We start from the raw sequence: 20,677 nt of genomic DNA, 5'->3' as shown, positions 1-20,677 counted from the left end.
GCTGCCTCAATACGCGTCGGCGTTGTCGATATTGAAATTGTAGAGCGTGCGCGCCGAGCCGTAGCGCTTGAACTCCGACGGCTTGACGCCGGTGACACCGGCGCGGTCGAGCAGGCCTTGCAGCAATTCCAGATGCTCAGCCCGCATCTCCTTGGCGATGCAGTCGGCACCCAGGCTGTCGACCTTGCCGCGCACGAAGAGCCGCGCCTCGTAGATGGAATCGCCCAGCGCGTCGCCGGCATCGCCCAGCACCACCAGATTGCCCGACTGCGCCATGAAGGCCGACATGTGGCCGATATTGCCGTGCACGACGATGTCGATGCCCTTCATCGAGATGCCGCAGCGCGACGAGGCATTGCCTTCGATGACCAGCAGGCCGCCCTTGCCGGTGGCGCCGGCATACTGGCTGGCGTCGCCTTTGATGGTGATCGAGCCCGACATCATGTTCTCGCCGACGCCGGGACCCGCCGAGCCATGCACGGTGATGGTGCTGCCGGAATTCATGCCGCCGCAATAATAGCCGACGCTGCCACGCACATCGATGGCAACAGGCTGGTCGACGCCAACGGCGACCGAATGGCTGCCTTTCGGGTTCAGCACTTCCCAGGCCGTTTCATTCGAGCCGGGCGACAGATTGTGCAGCGCCTGGTTGAGTTCGCGCAGCGACGATTGGTCAAGATCGAAGACCCGAGGGTCATGTGCTGCGGTCTTTGAAAGCGTGGTTGCCGACATGAATTCAATGCTCCCAGAAATAGACGGTTGCGGGCTCGGGTTCCCAGACCCTCGCATTGTCTATGCCGGGTAGTTTGGTCAGCGCGCGATATTCCGAGCCGAAGGCGACATACTGGTCGGTTTCGGCCATCACGGCAGGCTTGCAGGCGATCGGATCGCGCACCACGCCAAAACCGTTCTTGGTGCCGACGACGAAGGTGAAGAAGCCGTCGAGGTCGGAGAGCGTGCCTTCCAGCGCCTCGCCGAGATTCTTGCCATGCGCCATCTGCGACGAAAGATAGGCGGCGGCCACTTCAGTGTCGTTCTCGGTCTCGAAGGTCATGCCTTCACGGATCAACTCGCGGCGGACGTTGTTGTGGTTCGACAGCGAGCCATTGTGCACCAGGCACTGGTCGGCGCCGGTCGAGAACGGGTGCGCGCCCATCGTCGTCACCGCCGATTCCGTTGCCATGCGGGTATGGCCGATGCCATGCGTGCCGGTCATCTTGCGGACATCGAAGCGCTCGACGACGGCCTCCGGCAGGCCGACTTCCTTGTAGATCTCGACAACGTCGCCGGCGCCCATGATGCGGATGTCGGGGCGCAGCGCCTGGATGGTTTCGCGCGCTTCATCGATCTTGGCCGGCGTGGTCCTGACGACGGCATGGGTGGATTTCACCGCGATCGTCACCGGCGTGCCGATGGCCTTGGCGAGCTCCGCCTCGAGGCCGCGGAAATCGCGGTCGGGCCTGGCTGACTGGATGGTGATCTTGGCCTCATTCTTGGAAGGCGCGCCATAGATGGCGATACCGGCGCTATCGGGACCGCGGTCGCTGAGGGAGATCAGCATCTGCGACAGCATCGCACCAAGCTGGGGTTCCAGCGACTTGTCCTTCAAAAACAGTCCGACAATTCCACACATGTCAGCCTCCCGATGTTTGTAGCTAAGAGATCGTTTGTAGCTAAGAGAGGATGTATCGAATGAGCCGCACAAATTCAATCGTATGAAAAAAATATTCCTCCAGTTACCTATGCGGCTCAATGCCGCTCTGCGCACTGTCGCCGTCTCGCCGGGCATTGTGAACCCATTTGGCGGTGCGGATGCGGGCGAGCTTGTAGGCGTCGAGAATCGACAAGGCATAGATCAGGAAGCCGCCGGCGTGACGGCCGACAAAGCTGGCATCCGACGGTGCGATCTTGGCCGTCACCCATGCCAGGATCACCATGAAGAAAAGGAACTGAAGGCCGCGCACCGGCACGCCGAGAATGACGTGCCCGCTTCCCGGCAGCACGATTGCGGCGCCGAGAACCAGATAAGGATTGGTGGGTGCCGTGGTGGGAATGGTCATGCGGCTTGGCGTTCGCTTTTGTTGATGGCGTCGCGAAGCGCCGACACCGACACCAGCAGTCTTTCGATCAGCGCGGGATCGAGTGTGGCGTCGCCAAATTCGGCCTGCCTGAACACACCGTAGCGCGCCCGTTCGGCTTCGGCCAGCAGCCACACGATGCGTACCCCTTTCGGGGTGATCAGCAGTTCCTTGGCGCGCCCTTCGGAAAAAATCCCGAGGTGGCCGGCGATGGTCTCCAGTGGGAAGTGGACGCCCCTGCGATCCGTCCGCAACACGGCCTCGGCCGGAAATGCCGAACTCTTCGGCAGCGTGTGGTCGAGATGATCGAAATTGGAGAAGGTCGTCGGCGACCCCGGCCGCATCATCATATCGAAGGTGCCGGGCACGGCCACCGGCTCGGTGATCGAAACACTGAGCCAGCGCGCCGGCAGTTTCCGCGTCGCCAGTGTGTCGACGATGGTGCGCACCTGGACACGTTTGCTGTTCCAGGACCCTTCCCAGGTGATGACACCGGCGGTGCCGTCCGAGACATTGGCTGCGTCGGCGATGGCTGTGCGGATGCGGTCCTGCTCGACGGCAAGCGCCATCGATGCCCTGTTGCGGCTGGCACGCGCCTGCCAGGCAAGGTGGAGAACGATAGCCAGGACAATGGCTCCGGCCAGCAGTGCTGATGTCAGCTCGGACATTTTCTCATGCCACGCCCATCCAGGATACGGACCGGCCTACTCCCATCAATAACCCTGCGGCTTCGGCCACGGCATGGTGAACTGATCGCCGCGCCGCACGAATTTGTAGCGATAGAAATGGAACCACAGTGAGATCAGGAAATAGAAGGCGACCATGGCGATCAGTTGCGAGCCGAAGCCGAGGAAGATGGCGAAGAAGGTCACCACGCACAGGCAAAACAGCACGATGGCCGGGATCGGGTGGAAGGGGTGCGTGTAGCCGCGGCGGATCGAGCCGAGCGGCCACTTCTTGCGGAACATGATGATGTTGATGCTCATGAACGTGTATTGCAGCACGCCCGACAGGATCGAGAAGGTGATCGCCTGGTTGAGGTCGGCGATGAAGGCGAAGGCCAGCGCGATCGGCAGCAGGAACAGGATCGAACGATAGGGCGTGCGATATCTCGGATGCACGGCCGAGAACCATGTCGGCAGATAGCGGTCGCGGCCGAGCGAGAACCAGGCGCGCGCCGCATCGTTGATGCAGCCATTGGCGGAGGCCATTGCAGCAAGCAGCGTGGCGACGAACAACAGGTTCTCGAGCAGCGGGCTGCCAGTCAGCTTGCCGGCGTCCCACAGCGGATAATAGGTGATGCCGAGATATTCCCATGGCATCATCGAGGCGCAGACATACCAGGTCATGGCGGCGGCGATCAAAAGCGTGATCATGCCGGCCATGGTGCCGTAAGGCAGCGAGCGGGCCGGCGAGCGCACTTCCTCGGCGGCCTGTGTGGTGCCTTCGATGCCGAGATAGTACCAGATGCCGAACTGGAAGGCGGCGATGACGCCGATCCAGCCATAGGGGAGCGCATTGCCTGGCGTGACCAGCTCGTTCAGCTTCAGCACGGCGCCTTGCGTCCACGGGCTGACCGAAAAGAACAGGATGACGATCGAGATATAGGCGACCGCTGTGATGACGAAGTTGACATTGAGCGTCATCAGCACGCCGCGATAGTTCAGCCACGCCAGCACGACGATGGTCGCGGCGATGAAGGAATTGTGGGTGAGCCCTTCGACGCCGGCCTTGGCGACGATGGTGTCGCCGAGCAGGATGGCGTCGGATACTTCGAGCATGGTGTAGGCAAAGACCAGGAACAGCGCGACGTTGAACGCCATCAGCGGTCCGACGATGTGCTTTGCCTGCGCATACTGGCCGCCGGCGGCGGCCACGGTCGATGTCACCTCGGAATCGATCATGGCGACCGAGGTGTAGAGCAATCCCACGACCCAGCAGACGATCAGCGCGGCCAGTGCGCCACCCTTGTCCGCCGAGAAATTCCAGCCGGTGAATTCGCCGACCAGGACGATGCCGACGCCGAGCGCCCAGACATGGGCCGGTCCGAGCACGCGCAGGAGTGAAACTCTGTCCCCTTGGGCAGCCGGGGCAGCCGGTTCAAGTGCGATCGTCATTGTTCAATCCTCACTCAGATCCGGTGTTTTTCGGAAGTGGCTTCCAGTTCGCCCTCGCGAGACGAGGTCAGCACCTCTTCGGAGAAGGTCGTGTCAACCTTGAACCAGTCGTAGAGCATCCACAAAGCGAGCACGATCGAGATGCCCCAGCATGCGTAAGAGAGTGCTACCCACATGATCGTGTCCCCCGATTAAATCGTCCTCAGAACTCTTACTTGTCGTCGAATTTTTCGTTGATGACGTCGCGATATTCGCGGTCTGATGCACGAAACAGGAAGACGAAATAACCGATCAGCACCGCCGCCATGATGATCAGCGTCGGCCAGTCGATGACATAGTGGAAGCGGTTCTGGATGATGTCGTGCGCGGTCTCGGGCGTATAGCCGAGCTTTTCCCAGATAGACGCCATGGTCGGGTTCTGGCCTAGCGCTTCCCAGGTCTTGGCGTCGAGCGCGTCGATGGATTTCGCCGCGCCGGCGAGGCCCAGCTTGAGCGGTAGCCACAGTGCCACGAAAATGGCAACGACGACGACGGCGATGTCGAAAACCTGCCCGGCCTTGCTTTGTTCCGGCGGCGTGTAGCGGGACATCTCTTTTACCCCTCAGGACTTGCGGTTGCGGAACGCGTCGGCGTTCTTGATATCGAGCCCGTAGATGAATTCCTTGTCTTCCTTGTAGTGCTTGACCATCGCCAGGATGGCGGCCGTGTTGAAGATCAGCACGGCGGCGGCGGCGATCGCGACCACGGCCTTGATGCCGCTGTGCGGGATGTAGGGCCATGTCATGAGGAGGACGAAGAGGATCGTCGCCCACAGGCAGACGATCAGGAGCGCGGCTCCGCGCACGTCGGAACGATACAGCGCTTCGATGCGCTGTTGCATGTCTGACATCGGTTTCTCCCCTTTTCCGCCGTCCGGTTCCGAATCCCCGTCCGCCGTCCTCTTTCAACAGAGTGAAATTTTTTTCATAAATTCCGTCTGAATCTCGCAATTGTCAAGCGCGATTTACGTGGGGTTGACCGTTTGGTTTGCGCGGCGGATTTTGCCTGACAATGAAATTAATTGCTTATGGGTATTGCGGCGCCCGGAGGTTTGCGATCAATATTCGGCCAAAGCTCCCGCCGCTGCGCAGGGGGCAGGGAACAGCAGAGCATTATCGAAACGGAGGACGAGCGGATGACGGCATCCTGGAGATTTTCGACCCTGGCGGATCGCCATCGCGCGCTCGGTTCGAAGCTCGAAGACTGGAGCGGCATGGGAACCGCCTGGACCTACGACAAGGATGCCGACGAGGAGTACATCGCCATCCGCACCAAGGCTGGTCTGATGGATGTCTCCGGCCTCAAGAAAGTCCACATCACCGGGCCGCATGCCTCACACCTGATCGACCTGGCGACGACGCGCGATGTCGAAAAGATCTATCCCGGCAAGTCAGCCTATGCCTGCATGCTGAACGAGGCGGGAAAATTCACCGACGACTGTATACTCTACCGGACCGGACCGAATGCATGGATGGTCGTGCATGGTTCGGGCACCGGCCATGAGGAGTTGCAGCGTGCTTCGGTAGGACGCGACGTCTCGCTGCGCTTCGACGACAACCTGCACGATCTGTCGCTGCAGGGGCCAACCGCCGTCGACTATCTGGCCAAGCATGTGCCGGGCATTCGCGACCTCAACTATTTCCATCACATGCAGGCGCAGCTGTTCGGCTTGCCTGTCATGATCTCGCGCACCGGCTATACCGGCGAGCGCGGCTACGAGATCTTCTGCCGTGGCCAGGATGCCGGCACGATCTGGGACAGGATCCTCGACGAAGGCAAGAGCGCCGGCATCATTCCGTGCCGCTTCACCACTCTCGACATGCTGCGTGTCGAAAGTTATCTGCTCTTCTACCCCTACGACAATTCGCAGAAATATCCGTTTGAGAACGAAGGCCCCGGCGACACGCTGTGGGAACTCGGCCTCGACTTCACCGTCAGCCCCGGCAAGACCGGCTTTCGCGGCGCCGAGGAGCACTATCGCCTGAAAGGCAAGGAGCGCTTCAAGATCTATGGCGTGCGGCTCGATGGCAAGGAGCCGGCCGATGAAGGGGCGCCGGTCTACCGCGACGGCAAGAAGGTCGGCGTGGTGACCTGCGCCATGTATTCGCCGCTGGTCGAGAAATCGATGGGCATCGCCCGCCTCGACGTTGACTGCGCGGTAAAGGACACCAAGCTCGAAATCCGCAACAAGAGCGGCGCCATCAAGGCCACCGCGCAGCCGCTTCCGTTCGACGATCCCAAGAAGACCAAGCGCACGGCGAAAGGTTGAGGCATAGTCGATAGCGAGGGGTTCGAGGCACGAAGACTTAAATGGCAGCCAAAAGCATCATCAGCCGGCCCGTTTACGGAACCTTGTCTCCGCAAGCCGGCAAGCATCATCTTTTTATCGCGGATGCGGAAGGGGCGCTGGCAATAGCGGAGATGGCCGAGAGGGCGCCGCCCGGGTTTTTCGACGACGCCGAAATCGTCTTCATTCCTGGGCCTGACGGAAAACCCATCGCCGCCCTCGAAGCGCTGAAACCGGCACAGTTTCATCAGGCACCGTCCTTCGCCAGCCTGCTGCCACGGCTCAGGCAGACACTCGCCAACGCGCATATGGGCCTGCGCCTCTATCTCTCGGGCACCGAGGGCCTGATCGGCCAGGCGATGCAGGTGGCGCTTGAAGCCGGCATCGACCACACCTCGATCCAGACCGAGCACCGCGGCTCGCTGGCGCGGCGCATGCAATGCGTCCACTGCAAGGGCATCACCGAGGATGTGACCACGCAGCCGGCGACCTGCGCGCATTGCGGCCTGCTGCTTCTGGTGCGCGATCACTACTCCAGGCGCATCGCCGCGTTCCAGGGCGTCTGCATCAATGCGGAAGATCGCTCAGAGATTCCTCCGCTGGAGGAGATTTTTCGATGAGCACCGGCACAACAAAACTCGATGTCGTCGTCAGCGACGTCGTCCCGGTCAACGACCTAGTCACCCGCTTCCATTTCCGCCGGCGCGACGGTGAGCTGTTGCCGACCTTTTCCGGCGGCGCCCATGTCGTGGTCGAGATGCGCGACGGCGAGCGGACCCGGCTCAATCCCTATTCGCTGATGGGCTCGCCGCTCGACACGCGCGAATACACGATCTCGGTACGCCGCGACGATGTCGGCCGTGGCGGCTCGCTGTTCATGCACCGGAATGTCCGGCCTGGCCTGGAGATGGTGGTCAGCTACCCGGTCAACCTGTTCTCGCTCGACCTGCGCGCCAAAAAGCACCTGATGCTGGCCGGCGGCATCGGCATCACGCCTTTCATGGCGCAGACCGCGCAGCTGGCGGCGGAAGGCGGCAATTTCGAGCTGCACTACACCTGCCGCACCGCATCGCTCGGCACCTATGCCGATGTGCTGCGCGAGCGCTACGACCGCAGGGTCAGGCTCTATCATGACGACCTCGACGAGCGCATCGAACTCGACCGGTTGCTGTCGACGCAGCCGCTCGGCACGCATCTCTATGTCTGCGGCCCGGCCGGCATGATCAACTGGGTGCGCGATCGCGCGGCAAGCCTCGGCTGGCCGGCGGAAACCGTGCATTTCGAGCATTTCGCCGCACCCCAGCCCGGACTGCCGTTCGACGTGACGCTCGCCGTCAGCGGCAAGACGATCCGCGTCGATGAACAGCAGAGCCTGCTCGAGGCGATCGAGGCGGCCGGCGTCGATCCGCCCTATCTCTGCCGCGGCGGCGTCTGCGGCCAGTGCGAAACCAACGTCGTCTCCTATGACGGCAAGTTCATCCACAACGACCACTGGCTGAGCGACGAAGAGCACCGTTCGGGCTGTAAGATCATGCCGTGCGTGTCGCGCTTCGAAGGCCGGTCGCTGGTGTTGGAGCGCTAGGAGAAAATCATGGGCATCACCTTTCGCAAGGAAACGTTCCGCGACGACTTCACCTTCAAGAACAGCCCGGAGCACATCAGGCGCTTCCCGTTTCCGTTCCACGAAGACGCCTACATGTATGCGGTCAACATCGAGCCGCATGTCGTCGGGCCGAAGGGTAGCGTGCTGGAAAACCTGATCGATGTCGACGAGCACTATGTCGCCGAGATGCAGGACCGCGCGCTGGTGCTGGCCGAGGATCCGCTGCGCTGCCAGTCGCTGCCGCACATGACGCTGGCCGGCTGGGACCTGCTGGAACTGCTGATGGAGCAGCAGGCGCTGGGCTATCCCGAGCATTTCACGCTGACCCGCGATGGCGACCGCTGGCGCTGGATCAACCGCCCGCTCGGCATCGACGACACCTTCACCTTCGGCGACACCTCGACGCTGCCTTATGGGCCGATGGAATACATCACCCGGCAGAGCCAGGGTGATTTCTGCATCCTCGACCAGCGCGACGGCAATCTGTGGATGGATGCCGGCATGGTCACCACCCAGGCCGACTGGTCGCTCGATTTCGACATCGGCATGAACTTCTTCGAATGGCACGCGCCGGTGCCGCTGGCGCATGAGAAGGGGATTTTCGTCAGGGCGCTGAAATTCCTCACCAACATCCAGCAAGGCAAGCCGGCACGGCGCCTGAATTGGACGATGACCATCAATCCACGCCTCGACACCAGCCCGGAGAACTATCACAAATGGGGACCGGACCGGGCGACGGTGACGCCGGAGAATGTCGGCGACAAGGTGCATCTGCGGGTCGAGCTGCAGAGTTTCTGGCGGCTGCCGCGCTCCAACGGCATCGTCTTCCCGATCCGCTGCTATCTGATCAAGATGGACGAACTGGTGACGCAGCCGAAATGGGCACGGCGCCTGCACCGCGTCATCCGTGACCTGCCTGACGAACTCGCCAACTACAAGGGCCTTACGCGCTATCGTCCGGCGTTGGTCGAGTGGCTGTCGAAGCTGGATGATGGGAGCGCGACAAGTCCGGGTTTTGGGCCGGATTGAGCAAGGCCCCCTCGTCCGGCCGCTACGCGGCCACCTTCTCCCCGAGGGGAGAAGAGATAGCCAACGCTGGCGCCAGCCTCCTCTCCCCTCGGGGAGAGGTCGGATTGCCCCGAATTGCCCTTCGCAATTCGGCTGGCAATCCGGGTGAGGGGGCTGCTTGCGTCCCGCTCACCCCGCGCTCTGCGGATAGCAAATAATCGACAGATAGCGCATCGGCAGCCTCGTCAGCTGTTCCGGCCCGTGCGGCGCGTCGGCGTCGAAGAACAGGCTGTCGCCGGGTTTCATCGGGTAGAGGTTGCTGCCGTGGCGGTAAACGACCTCGCCTTCGAGCATGTAGAGGAACTCCATGCCCTCATGCTGGAAAGTCGGGAACACATCGGAATCCTCGGTCAGCGTGATCAGATAGGGCTCGACGACGACGCCGCTGGTGTTGGAGCCGATATGGCCGAGCAGATTATACTGGTGGCCGGCACGGGTGCCGCGGCGTTCGACATCGAGACCTTGGCCGGCCTTGACGAAGACGGCGCTGCGCTCTTCCTCGAAGCGGCGGAAGAAGGCTGTTACCGGAACGCCGAGCGCCCGCGACAGTGCCTGCAAGGTGGTCAGCGACGGCGAGGTGATGCCGTTCTCGATCTTCGACAGCATGCCGAGCGAAATGTCGGTGGCGACCGCGAGATCAGCCACGGTGATGCCGAGCTTCTTGCGGAACGCCCGCACCTCGCGGCCGATCGCCACCTCCAGCACTTTTTCGCGCGTGTCGCGAATGGCATGCGGGTTCTGCGTCAGTGGCGCGCGGATGGTCTTGCCGTCGGCTGAAACCTTTGGCAGCGGCTTGGCCGTCGCACCGGCGAGACCAGCCTTGGGATCGGAAACCTTCTTCGCCATGTCGCCCCCGGCACTCCTGGGATTTATTTCACTCTAGGTGAACATGTCAGGTGCCGATACAGGAGCGCAACTGCGACGGCAAGTCGCGTGAGCGCGCATGCGCATGATAATGATGTTTGGCCGCGTCCGGTTTTTCGCGGGAAATCCACATCGGCGAAACCTTGTTTCAGCATCGGGCTGTTGACAGCACGAAAGGGCCAATTACTGTCCTGTGAGTGAAATTTGTTTCGTAAGAGCAATTCCGGGAAAAGCGCATAGCGCTTTCCCCTTGGGAATTGCGTCAAGACAAAAGTCGAAACCAGATCGGGAGGCCTGCCATGAAAAGTCGCGTTGCCGTCATCGGAGCCGGCCCGTCCGGCCTGGCACAGCTCAGGGCCTTCAAGTCGGCGGCCGACAAGGGCGCCGACATTCCCGAGATCGTCTGCTTCGAAAAGCAGTCGGACTGGGGCGGCCTGTGGAACTACACCTGGCGCACGGGCCTCGACGAGCATGGCGATCCGGTGCACGGCTCGATGTACCGCTATCTCTGGTCGAACGGACCGAAGGAGTGCCTGGAATTCGCCGACTACACTTTCGAGGAGCATTTCGGCCGGCCGATCGGCTCCTATCCGCCGCGCGCCGTGCTGTGGGACTACATCAAGGGACGCGTCGAAAAATCAGGCCTTCGCAAATGGGTGCGCTTCAACAGCCCGGTGCGCATGGTGACGTTTTCCGACGAGACGAAGAAATTCACCGTCACCGCGCATGACCGCACCAACGACGTCACCTATTCGGAAGAGTTCGACAATGTCGTTGTCGCTTCCGGGCATTTCTCGGTGCCCAACGTGCCCTATTTCGAGGGCTTTTCGACCTTCAACGGCCGCATCCTGCATAGCCACGATTTCCGCGACGCGATGGAATTCAAGGGCAAGGATATATTGATCATCGGCCGCTCCTATTCGGCCGAGGACATTGGCTCGCAATGCTACAAATACGGCGCCAAATCCATCACCTCCAGCTACCGCTCGAAGCCGATGGGTTTCAAATGGCCGGAGAATTGGAAAGAGGTGCCGCTCTTACAGAAGGTCGTCGGCAAAACCGCGCATTTCAAGGATGGCACCACGAAAGACGTTGATGCCATCATCCTGTGCACCGGCTATCTCCATTCTTTCCCCTTCCTCACCGACGATCTGAAGCTCAAGACCGCCAACCGCATGTGGCCGCTCGACCTCTATGAAGGCGTCGTCTGGGAGAAGAACCCGCAGCTTTCCTATATCGGCATGCAGGATCAGTTCTACACCTTCAACATGTTCGACGCGCAGGCCTGGTTCGCCCGCGACGTCATCATGGGCCGCATCAAGCTGCCGTCGGCCAAGGCAATGACCGAGCACGGCGCGAAATGGAGGGCGCGTGAGGAAACGCTCGAAGACGCCGAGCAGATGATCTGGTTCCAGGGCGACTACACCAAGGAATTGATGGACCAGACCGACTATCCGGGCTTCGACGTCGAGGCGGTCAACCAGACCTTCATGGAATGGGAACACCACAAGGCGGAGAACATCATGGGCTTCCGCGACCACGCCTACCGCTCGCTGATGACCGGGACCATGGCGCCGCTGCATCATACGCCGTGGCTGCAGGCGCTGGACGATTCGATGGAGAGCTATCTCGAGGTGAAGGGCGTCGCGGCGGAGTAGGGCGGCGCCTGCTATCCCAGCCTTGCCCTGGCTTTCGCCGTCCAGGCGCCGAACAGCCGGTCGGCGACAATGCCGATGAAGGCGATGGCCAGGCCCGCGACGATGCCGCGGCCGGAATCGGCCTTGGACAGCGCGATGAACACTTCCTGGCCGAGATCGCGGGTGCCGACCATGGCGCAGATGATGATCATCGCCAGCGCCATCAGGATCGTCTGGTTGACGCCCAGCATGATCTCCGGCAGCGCCAGCGGCAGTTGCACGCGAAAGAAGGTCTGGCGCGGCGTGCAGCCCGACACCTTTGCCGCCTCGATCAGCGCCGGCGGCACCTGCCGGATGCCGTGATTGGTGTAGCGGATGGCCGGCACCACCGCGAAGGCTATCGTTGCGATCATCGCGGTGACGTCGCCAACCCGAAACAGCATCACCACCGGGATGATGAAGCAGAAGGACGGCAGCACCTGCAGCGTATCGATGATCGGTGTGACGATCTTCTCGAAGCGGTCGCTGCGCGAAGCCATCAACCCGATGGGAATGCCGATCAGGCAGGCGATGAAGGCAGAGATACCGCAGAGATAGACCGTCGCCATGGTCTTTTCCCACAGGCCGGTGATGGCGCAGAAGGCAGTCAGCGCTGCCACCAGCACGGCCAGCCGCAGGCCGGAGAGCTGATAGCCGGCAAGGCCGAGCAGGAACACCGCGCCCAGCCAGGGAAACCCTTCGCAAAAGGCACGCAGCGGGTTCAGCAAATTAAGGATCAGCGTCACGCGGAACGCTTCGATCGTGTCGAAGAAATTGATCGTCACCCAGTTCACCGCTGCTTTCCACAGCGGCGCGGTGGTGAAGGTGATCGCTTTTGGCACTCCCGCGAAGGCTGGCACGAACAGACCGAGCAGCGTTGTCACGACAAGGATGGCGATGGCCAGCGTCAGATTGGGATAGCGCCGCCAGAGGCTCGGGCGCATCTCCTGATGGACATGGCCCTCTGCCTGCTTGTGCGCGATGGCCTGGCTCAGCCGGTCGAGCGCGATGGCGAGCGCCACGATGGCAAGGCCGGCTTCCATCGCCTCGCCGACCTTCAGTGCGCGCAGCGCCAGGAGCACGTCGTAGCCGAGGCCGCCGGCGCCGATCATCGAAGCGATGATGACCATGTTCAGCGCCAGCATGATGACCTGGTTGACGCCGACCATCAGTGTCGGCCGCGCCGACGGCAGCAGCACCCGCCACAGTTTCTGCCGCGCCGTGCAGCCGGCCATTTCGCTGAAATCGTCGATCTCCGACGGCACCCGTGACAGGCCCAGCATCGTCGCCCGCACCATCGGCGGGGTGGCGAAAATGGCGGTCGCGATCATCGCCGACACCGGGCTGTTGCCGAACAGCAGCAGCATAGGGATGAGGTAGGCGAAGGTCGGGATCGTCTGCATCAGGTCAAGGGCAGGGGAGACGATAAGCCTTTCGGCCCACGGCTTGCGCCACGCCCAGATGCCGGCGAACAGCCCAGTGACGATGCAGAACGGCACCGCGATGGAGATCAGCGCCAGCGTCAGCATGGCGCTGGTCCATTGGCCGAACAGGGCGATGTAGAGGAAACAGCCGCCGACCAGCAGGCCGAGTTTTCTGCCGCCAACGGCATGACCGGCGATGAAGGCGGCAGCGCAGACGCCGACCCAGGACAGGCGCGGCAGGATATAGGCCTCAGTGCCATGGCCGATCTTGAAATTCTTGGCCAGGAGATTGAGCGCGAAATCGAGCGGAATGCCGAGCACCGCGGTGATCGAGCGGGTCAGCCACGACAGGTTCGACTTGATCCAGCGCATCAGCGCGCTGACCCAATCGGCGACCGGCACGACGGCGCTGGCCGGATAGTTGACGGCCCAAGGCAGGCGGTCCTGCAGCAGAAACACGACAAGCACGGCGGCAAGCGCGAACGCCCAGATCAGCAGCCAGACCTGAATCGGCCGCGACCTTGCCTCGCTGGCGCTTGCCGTCACCGTCATGCGCCAACCCTTGAGCGATCGATGCCGGCCAGCAGGTCGATCACCGCCTGCGGCGTCACCTCGCCGATCGGCTTGCCGGTGCCGTTGACCACCGCGAACGGCTTGTTGGCGGCAACGATACCGGCCGAGAAGCTGGCGATCTTGGCATCCGGCGCCACCGCGCCGCCATGCTCCGAGCCGTCGCAGGCGCGCATCAGGCTGCGTGCCGAAATCACCTTGGCGCGGTCGACGTCGCGGGTGAATTCGGCGACATAGTCGGTCGCCGGGTTGACCACCAGCTCTTCCGGCGTGCCGATCTGGATGACCTCGCCATCCTTCATGATGGCGATGCGGTCGGCCAATCGGATCGCCTCGTCGAAATCATGGGTGATGAAGACGATGGTCTTGTGCAGCATGGTCTGCAGCCGCATCAACTCGTCCTGCATTTCGCGGCGGATCAGCGGATCGAGCGCCGAGAACGGCTCGTCGAGGAACCAGATTTCCGGTTTTGTCGCGAGGCTCCGGGCGATGCCCACACGCTGCTGCTGGCCGCCGGACAATTCGCGCGGATAGAAATGCTCGCGGCCACGGAGCCCAACGAGTTCGATCACCTCGCGCGCCCGTGCCTCGCGTGTCGGCCGATCCTGCCCCTGGATGCTGAGCGGGAAGGCGATGTTCTCCAGCACGTTGAGATGCGGCAGCAGCGCAAAATTCTGGAACACCATGCCCATGCGATGGCGTCGCAACTCGATCAGCGCTGCATCCGAAATCTTCAGCAGATCCTTGCCCTCGAATTCGACCTTGCCGTGGGTCGGCTCGACCAGCCTCGACATGCAGCGCACCAGCGTCGACTTGCCGGAGCCCGACAGGCCCATGATGATAAAAATCTCGCCCTGGCGGATTTCGAGGTCGACGGCGCGCACCGCGCCGACCAGCCCGGCGGCGGTGACGTCGGCCATGCTGGCCTTGCCGTCGCGTTCGCGGATGAAATTGGCCGCGTTCGATCCGAACAGCTTCCAGACATTGCGGCAGGCAAGCTTTATCGGGCGGGCATCTTTTGGCGTGCCCGCCCCCTTGGCGCCCTGTTCAGTCTTGTCCGTCATTCAAACGTCCTTCTGGAACACCAAGAACCGAGGCCCGGCTGATCAGCAGCCGGGTCTCATCTTCCAGTCGGAACGATCACTGCGCCCAGGCTTTCCAGTCGGCTTCGTGGGCGGCGATCCAGGCGGCCGCGACGTCTTCCGGCGTCTTGCCGCCGAGATCGATCTCGCCGCTCATCTTGTTGAGTTCGTCGGTGTCGACCGTGTAGGCCTTGGCCACCTTGTAGGCGACCGGCCATTTGTCCTTCATGCCGGCCCAGGAGTACTTCCAGATCTCGCCATGCGGCTTGCCGCAATCATATTTGGCGTCGGGATTGGTGCCCCATTTCGGGTCGCTGTAGCACTCGGGCGTGTATTCGGGGAACTCAACCCACTCGCCCTTGTACTTGGCCGGCGCCCAATGCGGTGAGTAGATCCACAGCATGATCGGCGCCTTGCGCTGATAGGCCGAGTCCAGTTCCGCGAACATCGCCGCGTCGGTGCCGGCATGGATGACGGTGAAGGGCAGTTTCAGCGCTTCGACGCGCTCGTCGTCAAAGCCTTCCCATGTTACCGGGCCGCCGAGATAGCGCCCCTTCGGTGCGGTCTCCGCCGTCGAGAAGGCTTCGGCGCATTTCGGATCCTTCAGCGCTTCCCAGTTAGGCAGGCCGGGGCACTTCTCCTTCATGTATTCGGGAAACCACCATTCTTCCTTGGCCTTGGGGCCGAGCTTGCCCAGCCGTTCGGTCTGGCCTGTCGCATCGGAGGCCTTCATGGCCTCGCCGGCGGTCGTGTCCCAGAATTCCATGCCGACATCGAGATCGCCATTGGTGAGACCGGTGGTCAGGCTGGAGAGGTAGTCGGCGGTCGGATATTCGACGGTATAGCCGAGCTTTTCCAGGATGCCGCCGAGGATCTTGGCGTTGAGGTTGACGCTGGTCCAGTCGAACAGCGCGATCTTGATCGGATCGTTGGATTCCGGTGCGGCGGCTTGGGCGGAAGGTGTCAGCAGGCTTAATGTCGCGAGCGCGACGGCGCTCATCGAGAGTTTCGAGATCTGGCTGCGAAATGACATGCTTGTTCTCCTTCAAGCTGTGAAAATTATCGTTCGTTCCCTTCTTGCGGCTTTTTCTTGATTGTGTTGGAAAGACTGGTCTTTGCGCAAGACCGTCGGCGCCAAATTATTGCCCCGGCTTTGGCCAGTGCAGGCAAGATGGTACTCAGTTCTGGTGATAATGGAACAGGATCGGAGTGTCGGCGTCATGACTGCCGACGGATCGCTGAGGGAGCGGTCATCTGCGGATCGATTGCCAGTCCTGCGGCGCCCTGCAAGGTGCGAGCCATCAAGGTCGTATGATCTCGGCTACCCGCCTGGTAAGCCCCATCTCGCCAAGGCCGTTTCATAGGATGAAATTATATATACCAAGGTTCATGTCGCGCAACGACTAACGCTTCGCGAGACGTACAAATTCAGACTGCAGGCGAAGCTGAGCTCTTACCAGCAGACGTAGCCGCCATCGACAATCAGGTCGAGGCCGGTGACGAAGCTCGCTGCGCGGCTGGCGAGGAACACCGTCGGCCCGACCATTTCCTCCGGCGCCGCCATGCGCCCCATCGGCGTGTCGCGCTTGAAGATCTTCACCTCTTCCGCCACCTCTGGCCGCTTGTTCATCGGAGTCAGCGTGTAACCGGGACTAACCACATTGACGCGCAGGCCGCGATCGGCCCACTCCATGGCGAGGCTCCTGGACATGTGGATGACGGCAGCCTTCGAAGAGTTGTAGTGCGCCTGCGTCAGGCCGCGGTTGACGATGGTGCCCGACATCGAGGCGATGTTGATGATCGAGCCCTTGCCTCGCGCCAGCATCTTGCGCGCTTCGGCCTGACAGGACAGGAACACGCCGGCGACATTGACGTCGTGAACCTTCTGCCACGTCTCCAGCGGCATCGTCTCGGCGGGCTCGGAGCCGGCAATGCCGGCATTGTTGACGGCGACGGTCAGCGCACCGAGTTCGCTCTCGACGCGATCGATCGCCGCCGCGAGATCGCTCTGCGATGTCACTGTACCGGTCAGCACCAGCGCTTTGCGGCCGAGCGCCGTGATCCGGTGCGCGGTTTCGTCCAGCCCACCCTTCGATGCATGGCCGAAACAGGCGACGTCAGCGCCTGCCTCGGCGAGCCCGATCGCGATTGCCTGGCCGATGCCGCTGCCGGCGCCGGTGACCAGCGCGACATCGCCGTTCAGTTTGAAAAGATCCATCGAGTGCCCTCCCTGGCCCAGGGAGGGTATGCGCTGAGCCGTGCTTCGATCAAGCGCCCGCGCGCAAATGGCTCAAGCGGCGTCGATACTCAGAAATAACCGCTCGACGCGGCCGTGGCTTCCTTCGGGATTTCGACGCCGTCGACCAGGATCTTGTCGACCAGTTCGTGGTGGAAGCAGACCAGCCCCTTGATGCGCTCCGCCTCGTGCACCGGCTCGGGATAATACCAGACCAGGTTCTCGTGACGCTTGGCCTTGGTCGTCACGTGATAATAGTTGGAGATGCCCTTGTAAGGACAGCGCGAAATGTAGCGGCTGGGCGCGAACATATCGAGCCGCGTGTCGGCGATCGGCAGATAGTGGCGCACCGGATGGCCGGTCTCGAACAGGAACACGCCGCGGCGTGAATCGGCGACCTGTTCGCCGTCGAGAATGACCTGCACGCGCCGCGACGACGGGAGGCAGTCGACCCGGCGGAACGGATCGCGGGCGTGGACGAAGATCTCCTCGTCCTCCTCGAACCAGTGTCCCATCTTGCTCCAGGTGAACGACATGTAGTCGGATATTGGCGGACAGCCCTTGACCGGATCGAGATAGCGCCAGGCCGCGTCCTCGACCAGCGTGATGCCGGTGTTGAGTGAATAGTGGGTGGCTGTGCCCTTGAACGGGTCCTCTGTCGTCGTCTTGCTCGGCAGCAGGAATTCCTCGCGAACGTCGCCGATCGGGAAGTAGTAGACCGGCAGGTGATCGGATTCGTAGAACACCAAGGCATTGGTCGTATCGGCCACGGTCATCGATCCCACCTGCACACGCAGGCGCTTCTGCGTCGGCATGGTGAAGGCTATGTAGCCCGGCTCGAATTCATACTGCACGATGGTGTCGAGCAGCGGAAAATGCGGCCCACGGCCGCGCAGATGGGGCTTGCGAATGGTAGTCTCCCGTTTTGTTTCTTTTGTCATCGGGCGCTGGCGCACGATCAGCTCAACGACACGCGGTCGAGCAGCAGGCCGGCCGCGATCGGCGGAAGGCCGCTGACATTCTTGCGCACCGGCACCAGCAGATCGGGGAAATAGCTGAAGATGACAGGCGTCTCGTCGAGCAGCAATTTCTGGATGTCAGAGGCGGCAGCGCGCTGCGCGCCGGCATCGAGCGCCTTGAGATAGCTGGTGACCATGCCATCATAGGCCGGGCTCTTGAAATGCGCCGCGTTCCAAGGGCCGTCGCTGACCAACGGGCTCTTGAGGAAGACGTTTGGCACGCTGCGATGCGCGTAGTCGGTGATGCCGAGCGGGCTGTCCAGCCAGTCCGACTGGCCGAACACCGCTTTGCCGTAATATTTGTCCTGGTCCTCGATGTTGAGCGAGATGCGCGCACCGATCTCCTTGGCGAAATTCTGGAACAATTGCGCATAGCCCGGAATGTCGGAATAGCGCAGCGTGGTCAGCGTGATGTCGAAGCCTTCGGCGAGACCCGCCGCCTCGAGCAACTGCTTGGCCTTGGCGATGTCCTGGACGCGTTGCGGCACCGACTTGTCGGTCGCCGGGAAGGCCGGCGCGAACGGGCTGTCATTGCCAGTCGCCGCCATGCCGCGGCACAAGCCGTCGACCAGCTTGGCGCGGTCGATGCACAGCGCCAGCGCCTGGCGCACGCGCTTGTCGGTGAAGGGGCCGGTGTCGCAGCGCATGTGCAACTGGCGGTGCGCGGTCGAAGCGACACGCAAGACGGTGATATCAGGACTGTTCAGCACGACCTGGCTGACATCGAGCGGGACGGCATCGAGAATGTCGACCTCGCCGGCCTGCAGCGCCAGGATGCGCGGCTGCACATCGCCGTAGAACTTGAATTCGAGCCGGTCGGGCAGCGCCTTCTCACCCCAATAGTCGGGGTTGCGGATGAAGGTCGCGCCGACCTTTGGCGTGTAGCTTTCCAACCGGAACGGTCCGGTGCCTTCGAACGTCTTTTCGTAATCGCCCTTGTAGCTCGCCGGCAGGATGACGGCGTTGTAATTGTCGATCGACACTGAATAGGGAAAGCTGCCATTCGGCGCATCGAGATGGAAGGCGACGGTGTGGTCGTCGACCTTCCGGGTGCCGCCCTTCGAAAGAAGGCCTTTGAACACCGAAAGCGCGTTGGAAGCGCCGTTGGGATCGGCCAGCCGGTCGAAGGTCGCGACGACGTCGTCGGCCTTGAAATCCTCGCCATTGTGGAATTTCACGCCCTTGCGCAGCTTGAAGGTCCACACGCTGCCATCCTCGTTCGGCGCCCAGCTCTCTGCCAGCACAGGCTTCAAAGTGAGGTCCGGCTGCGTGATGCAGAGAAACTCGGCGGTTTGGAAAACCAGCTGGTAGCTGCCGCTGTCATAGTAGGTGACGGGATCGATGGCGCCGCCCGGCGTCGCCACGCCGGCGCGCACCGTGCCGCCCGGCTTGCCCTCGGCGCGGGCCTGCTGGGTGCCGAGGCCGGCGGCCGCGACAAGGCTGCCCAGGAACGGCAAGGAAAGCCCAAGCACGCTGCCATGGCGCAGGAAGTCACGGCGGTCCATCCTGCCGGCCAGCAATTCGTCAACAGCGGAATTTTCGATTGCAGTGAGTGTTCTGCGAGCGTTGTCGATCATCCGGATTCCTCGCTTGTCTTGGGGTTCAGCCATCTAGTTCATTGTTGACTGCCGCCGGAAAGCGATATTTTTTGATAGGAGTCATCGAAATTTTCGATGCAGGAGGTGGGCATGGACACTGAGAATCTGCGCAGCTTTCTCGAAGTCGCCACCCATGGCAGCTTCACCGTCGCGGCCAGCCGGCTCAACCTCGCCCAGTCCACCGTCAGTGCGCGGATCAGGGGGCTGGAGGAGCAGTTGGGCCGCCGGCTTTTCGTGCGCGACCGCGATGGCGTCACGCTGACGCCGGCCGGCCGGCAGTTCCTGCCGCATGCCTCGTCGATCACCCGCACCTGGGAGCAATCGCGGCAGGACATCGCCGTTCCCGATGGTTACGAGACCTTGCTGCGGCTGACCGCGCCGGCCTATCTGTGGGACCGCATCACCTCGCCATGGGTCGAGTGGATGCGCGCCAGGCGGCCGAACGTGGCGCTGCGGCTGGAGGGCAGCTTTCCGGACTCGGCGATCGACCAGCTGGCGGAAGGCCTGCTCGACATCTGCATCCTCTATCTGCCGCGACCGCATCCCGGCATTGTCTACGAGACGCTGGCCGTCGATCAGGTCGTGCTCGTCCAGCACGCCGCACAGACCAAGCCATGGACCGAAAACTATATCCTGATGGACTGGGGGCTGGAGTTCCGCATCGAGCACGACCGCGCCTTTGCCGGCATGGTCAAGCCGGCGATTTCGGCCGGGCTGGTCTTCATCGGGCTTCAGCACGTGCAGTCGCAGCAGGCCGCCGCCTATCTGCCGCTCAGTGCCGTCAGCGGTCATATCGAGCGCGGCGAGATGCGGCGCATCGACAACGCTCCGGTATTCCAACGGCCGATCTACCTCGCCTATCCCTCGAATCCCGTGTCTTCGGATGTTCTGGATGTCGCGCTCACAGGCCTGCGCACGCTGGCCAGAGACTGGGCCGAAGGGCAGGGTTTTTCAGAAGGTGACCGTGCTCTCAGCATGGCCGGCCAGATCTGACCGGCCAAGCCACGCGAGCGAGA

General features: G+C 62.2%; 21 protein-coding genes. 6 read left to right on the top strand and 15 right to left on the bottom strand.

The window, feature by feature from the left end; genetic code table 11:
* Positions 1–6: 6 nt before the first annotated feature.
* The 8 genes from AC0L2U_RS23945 to AC0L2U_RS23910 all read right to left on the bottom strand — a co-directional run bounded on the left by AC0L2U_RS23945 (position 7) and on the right by AC0L2U_RS23910 (position 5,084).
* On the bottom strand, positions 7–732 hold the full coding sequence (locus AC0L2U_RS23945; RefSeq protein WP_127811056.1) for a GltB/FmdC/FwdC-like GXGXG domain-containing protein: 726 nt from the start codon (positions 730–732) through the stop codon (positions 7–9).
* A 4-nt stretch (positions 733–736) separates the two neighbouring features.
* Positions 737–1,633: a class II glutamine amidotransferase gene (locus tag AC0L2U_RS23940; RefSeq protein WP_127397720.1), complete on the bottom strand. Its 897-nt coding sequence runs from the start codon at positions 1,631–1,633 to the stop codon at positions 737–739.
* Positions 1,634–1,736: 103 nt separating this feature from the next.
* On the bottom strand, positions 1,737–2,060 hold the full coding sequence (locus AC0L2U_RS23935) for a hypothetical protein (protein ID WP_127397719.1): 324 nt from the start codon (positions 2,058–2,060) through the stop codon (positions 1,737–1,739).
* The gene (locus AC0L2U_RS23930; protein ID WP_164873888.1) at positions 2,057–2,746 is read right to left on the bottom strand and encodes a hypothetical protein; all 690 of its coding nucleotides are present in this window, start codon (positions 2,744–2,746) and stop codon (positions 2,057–2,059) included. Before AC0L2U_RS23930 ends, AC0L2U_RS23935 begins: the two co-directional genes overlap by 4 nt.
* Before the next feature lie 45 nt (positions 2,747–2,791).
* Positions 2,792–4,195 carry an APC family permease gene (locus tag AC0L2U_RS23925; RefSeq protein WP_023808735.1) on the bottom strand — a complete coding sequence of 468 codons (1,404 nt, stop codon included), beginning with the start codon at positions 4,193–4,195 and terminating at the stop codon, positions 2,792–2,794.
* 14 nt (positions 4,196–4,209) lie between these two features.
* Positions 4,210–4,371 (bottom strand): hypothetical protein, encoded by a 162-nt coding sequence (locus AC0L2U_RS23920; protein ID WP_013532900.1) that lies wholly within the window; start codon positions 4,369–4,371, stop codon positions 4,210–4,212.
* Positions 4,372–4,406: 35 nt separating this feature from the next.
* On the bottom strand, positions 4,407–4,784 hold the full coding sequence (locus AC0L2U_RS23915; RefSeq protein ID WP_013532899.1) for a hypothetical protein: 378 nt from the start codon (positions 4,782–4,784) through the stop codon (positions 4,407–4,409).
* A 12-nt stretch (positions 4,785–4,796) separates the two neighbouring features.
* A complete protein-coding gene (locus AC0L2U_RS23910) occupies positions 4,797–5,084 on the bottom strand; it encodes a hypothetical protein (RefSeq protein ID WP_027036059.1) in 288 nt (95 codons plus the stop codon).
* Between the two features lie 285 nt (positions 5,085–5,369).
* Between AC0L2U_RS23910 and AC0L2U_RS23905 the strand changes: the two genes are divergently transcribed.
* From AC0L2U_RS23905 to AC0L2U_RS23890, 4 genes are read left to right on the top strand one after another with little or no spacing between them, the layout of a single operon-like run.
* Positions 5,370–6,503: an aminomethyl transferase family protein gene (locus tag AC0L2U_RS23905; RefSeq protein ID WP_127397041.1), complete on the top strand. Its 1,134-nt coding sequence runs from the start codon at positions 5,370–5,372 to the stop codon at positions 6,501–6,503.
* 41 nt (positions 6,504–6,544) lie between these two features.
* A complete protein-coding gene (locus AC0L2U_RS23900; RefSeq protein ID WP_128288110.1) occupies positions 6,545–7,141 on the top strand; it encodes a dimethylamine monooxygenase subunit DmmA family protein in 597 nt (198 codons plus the stop codon).
* On the top strand, positions 7,138–8,103 hold the full coding sequence (locus AC0L2U_RS23895) for a PDR/VanB family oxidoreductase (RefSeq protein WP_128288109.1): 966 nt from the start codon (positions 7,138–7,140) through the stop codon (positions 8,101–8,103). The genes AC0L2U_RS23900 and AC0L2U_RS23895 overlap by 4 nt, the downstream gene beginning before the upstream one ends.
* A 9-nt stretch (positions 8,104–8,112) precedes the next feature.
* Positions 8,113–9,153: a heme-dependent oxidative N-demethylase family protein gene (locus AC0L2U_RS23890; RefSeq protein WP_136621556.1), complete on the top strand. Its 1,041-nt coding sequence runs from the start codon at positions 8,113–8,115 to the stop codon at positions 9,151–9,153.
* Between the two features lie 168 nt (positions 9,154–9,321).
* Here the strand turns inward: AC0L2U_RS23890 and AC0L2U_RS23885 are convergent, their stop codons facing one another.
* Positions 9,322–10,038, bottom strand: coding sequence for a helix-turn-helix domain-containing protein (locus AC0L2U_RS23885; protein WP_127396299.1), 717 nt, complete (start codon positions 10,036–10,038; stop codon positions 9,322–9,324).
* A gap of 317 nt (positions 10,039–10,355) precedes the next feature.
* Between AC0L2U_RS23885 and AC0L2U_RS23880 the strand changes: the two genes are divergently transcribed.
* Complete coding sequence (locus AC0L2U_RS23880) at positions 10,356–11,714, top strand: NAD(P)-binding domain-containing protein (protein ID WP_127396300.1); 1,359 nt, start codon at positions 10,356–10,358, stop codon at positions 11,712–11,714.
* 11 nt (positions 11,715–11,725) lie between these two features.
* Here AC0L2U_RS23880 and AC0L2U_RS23875 read toward each other — a convergent pair whose 3' ends face one another.
* The 6 genes from AC0L2U_RS23875 to AC0L2U_RS23850 all read right to left on the bottom strand — a co-directional run bounded on the left by AC0L2U_RS23875 (position 11,726) and on the right by AC0L2U_RS23850 (position 19,640).
* On the bottom strand, positions 11,726–13,708 hold the full coding sequence (locus AC0L2U_RS23875) for an ABC transporter permease (RefSeq protein ID WP_128288791.1): 1,983 nt from the start codon (positions 13,706–13,708) through the stop codon (positions 11,726–11,728).
* On the bottom strand, positions 13,705–14,790 hold the full coding sequence (locus tag AC0L2U_RS23870; protein WP_128288792.1) for a quaternary amine ABC transporter ATP-binding protein: 1,086 nt from the start codon (positions 14,788–14,790) through the stop codon (positions 13,705–13,707). Before AC0L2U_RS23870 ends, AC0L2U_RS23875 begins: the two co-directional genes overlap by 4 nt.
* 76 nt (positions 14,791–14,866) lie before the next feature.
* Positions 14,867–15,841, bottom strand: a complete 975-nt coding sequence (locus AC0L2U_RS23865; RefSeq protein WP_127382422.1) for an ABC transporter substrate-binding protein — start codon at positions 15,839–15,841, stop codon at positions 14,867–14,869.
* Between the two features lie 420 nt (positions 15,842–16,261).
* Positions 16,262–17,026, bottom strand: a complete 765-nt coding sequence (locus AC0L2U_RS23860; RefSeq protein WP_128288793.1) for an SDR family oxidoreductase — start codon at positions 17,024–17,026, stop codon at positions 16,262–16,264.
* A gap of 89 nt (positions 17,027–17,115) precedes the next feature.
* The gene (locus tag AC0L2U_RS23855) at positions 17,116–17,985 is read right to left on the bottom strand and encodes a DUF427 domain-containing protein (protein ID WP_127397595.1); all 870 of its coding nucleotides are present in this window, start codon (positions 17,983–17,985) and stop codon (positions 17,116–17,118) included.
* Positions 17,986–18,002: 17 nt separating this feature from the next.
* Entirely contained in the window at positions 18,003–19,640 is a 1,638-nt protein-coding gene (locus tag AC0L2U_RS23850; RefSeq protein ID WP_473602744.1) for an ABC transporter substrate-binding protein, read from the bottom strand.
* Positions 19,641–19,751: 111 nt separating this feature from the next.
* Between AC0L2U_RS23850 and AC0L2U_RS23845 the strand changes: the two genes are divergently transcribed.
* Entirely contained in the window at positions 19,752–20,654 is a 903-nt protein-coding gene (locus tag AC0L2U_RS23845) for a LysR family transcriptional regulator (protein WP_127270260.1), read from the top strand.
* Positions 20,655–20,677: the final 23 nt, after the last annotated feature.

Source organism: Mesorhizobium sp. WSM4808, from assembly GCF_055811675.1.
This window is presented reverse-complemented; position numbering and strand designations above follow the sequence as displayed.

Coding starts and splice junctions, on each gene's coding strand:
- AC0L2U_RS23875 (WP_128288791.1), bottom strand. CDS start 13,708: ATGACGGTGACGGCAAGCGCCAGCGAGGCAAGGTCGCGGCCGATTCAG.
- AC0L2U_RS23930 (WP_164873888.1), bottom strand. CDS start 2,746: ATGTCCGAGCTGACATCAGCACTGCTGGCCGGAGCCATTGTCCTGGCT.
- AC0L2U_RS23865 (WP_127382422.1), bottom strand. CDS start 15,841: ATGTCATTTCGCAGCCAGATCTCGAAACTCTCGATGAGCGCCGTCGCG.
- AC0L2U_RS23855 (WP_127397595.1), bottom strand. CDS start 17,985: ATGACAAAAGAAACAAAACGGGAGACTACCATTCGCAAGCCCCATCTG.
- AC0L2U_RS23895 (WP_128288109.1), top strand. CDS start 7,138: ATGAGCACCGGCACAACAAAACTCGATGTCGTCGTCAGCGACGTCGTC.
- AC0L2U_RS23900 (WP_128288110.1), top strand. CDS start 6,545: ATGGCAGCCAAAAGCATCATCAGCCGGCCCGTTTACGGAACCTTGTCT.
- AC0L2U_RS23945 (WP_127811056.1), bottom strand. CDS start 732: ATGTCGGCAACCACGCTTTCAAAGACCGCAGCACATGACCCTCGGGTC.
- AC0L2U_RS23860 (WP_128288793.1), bottom strand. CDS start 17,026: ATGGATCTTTTCAAACTGAACGGCGATGTCGCGCTGGTCACCGGCGCC.
- AC0L2U_RS23870 (WP_128288792.1), bottom strand. CDS start 14,790: ATGACGGACAAGACTGAACAGGGCGCCAAGGGGGCGGGCACGCCAAAA.
- AC0L2U_RS23940 (WP_127397720.1), bottom strand. CDS start 1,633: ATGTGTGGAATTGTCGGACTGTTTTTGAAGGACAAGTCGCTGGAACCC.
- AC0L2U_RS23880 (WP_127396300.1), top strand. CDS start 10,356: ATGAAAAGTCGCGTTGCCGTCATCGGAGCCGGCCCGTCCGGCCTGGCA.
- AC0L2U_RS23915 (WP_013532899.1), bottom strand. CDS start 4,784: ATGTCCCGCTACACGCCGCCGGAACAAAGCAAGGCCGGGCAGGTTTTC.
- AC0L2U_RS23845 (WP_127270260.1), top strand. CDS start 19,752: ATGGACACTGAGAATCTGCGCAGCTTTCTCGAAGTCGCCACCCATGGC.
- AC0L2U_RS23920 (WP_013532900.1), bottom strand. CDS start 4,371: ATGTGGGTAGCACTCTCTTACGCATGCTGGGGCATCTCGATCGTGCTC.
- AC0L2U_RS23890 (WP_136621556.1), top strand. CDS start 8,113: ATGGGCATCACCTTTCGCAAGGAAACGTTCCGCGACGACTTCACCTTC.
- AC0L2U_RS23925 (WP_023808735.1), bottom strand. CDS start 4,195: ATGACGATCGCACTTGAACCGGCTGCCCCGGCTGCCCAAGGGGACAGA.
- AC0L2U_RS23850 (WP_473602744.1), bottom strand. CDS start 19,640: ATGATCGACAACGCTCGCAGAACACTCACTGCAATCGAAAATTCCGCT.
- AC0L2U_RS23935 (WP_127397719.1), bottom strand. CDS start 2,060: ATGACCATTCCCACCACGGCACCCACCAATCCTTATCTGGTTCTCGGC.
- AC0L2U_RS23885 (WP_127396299.1), bottom strand. CDS start 10,038: ATGGCGAAGAAGGTTTCCGATCCCAAGGCTGGTCTCGCCGGTGCGACG.
- AC0L2U_RS23910 (WP_027036059.1), bottom strand. CDS start 5,084: ATGTCAGACATGCAACAGCGCATCGAAGCGCTGTATCGTTCCGACGTG.
- AC0L2U_RS23905 (WP_127397041.1), top strand. CDS start 5,370: ATGACGGCATCCTGGAGATTTTCGACCCTGGCGGATCGCCATCGCGCG.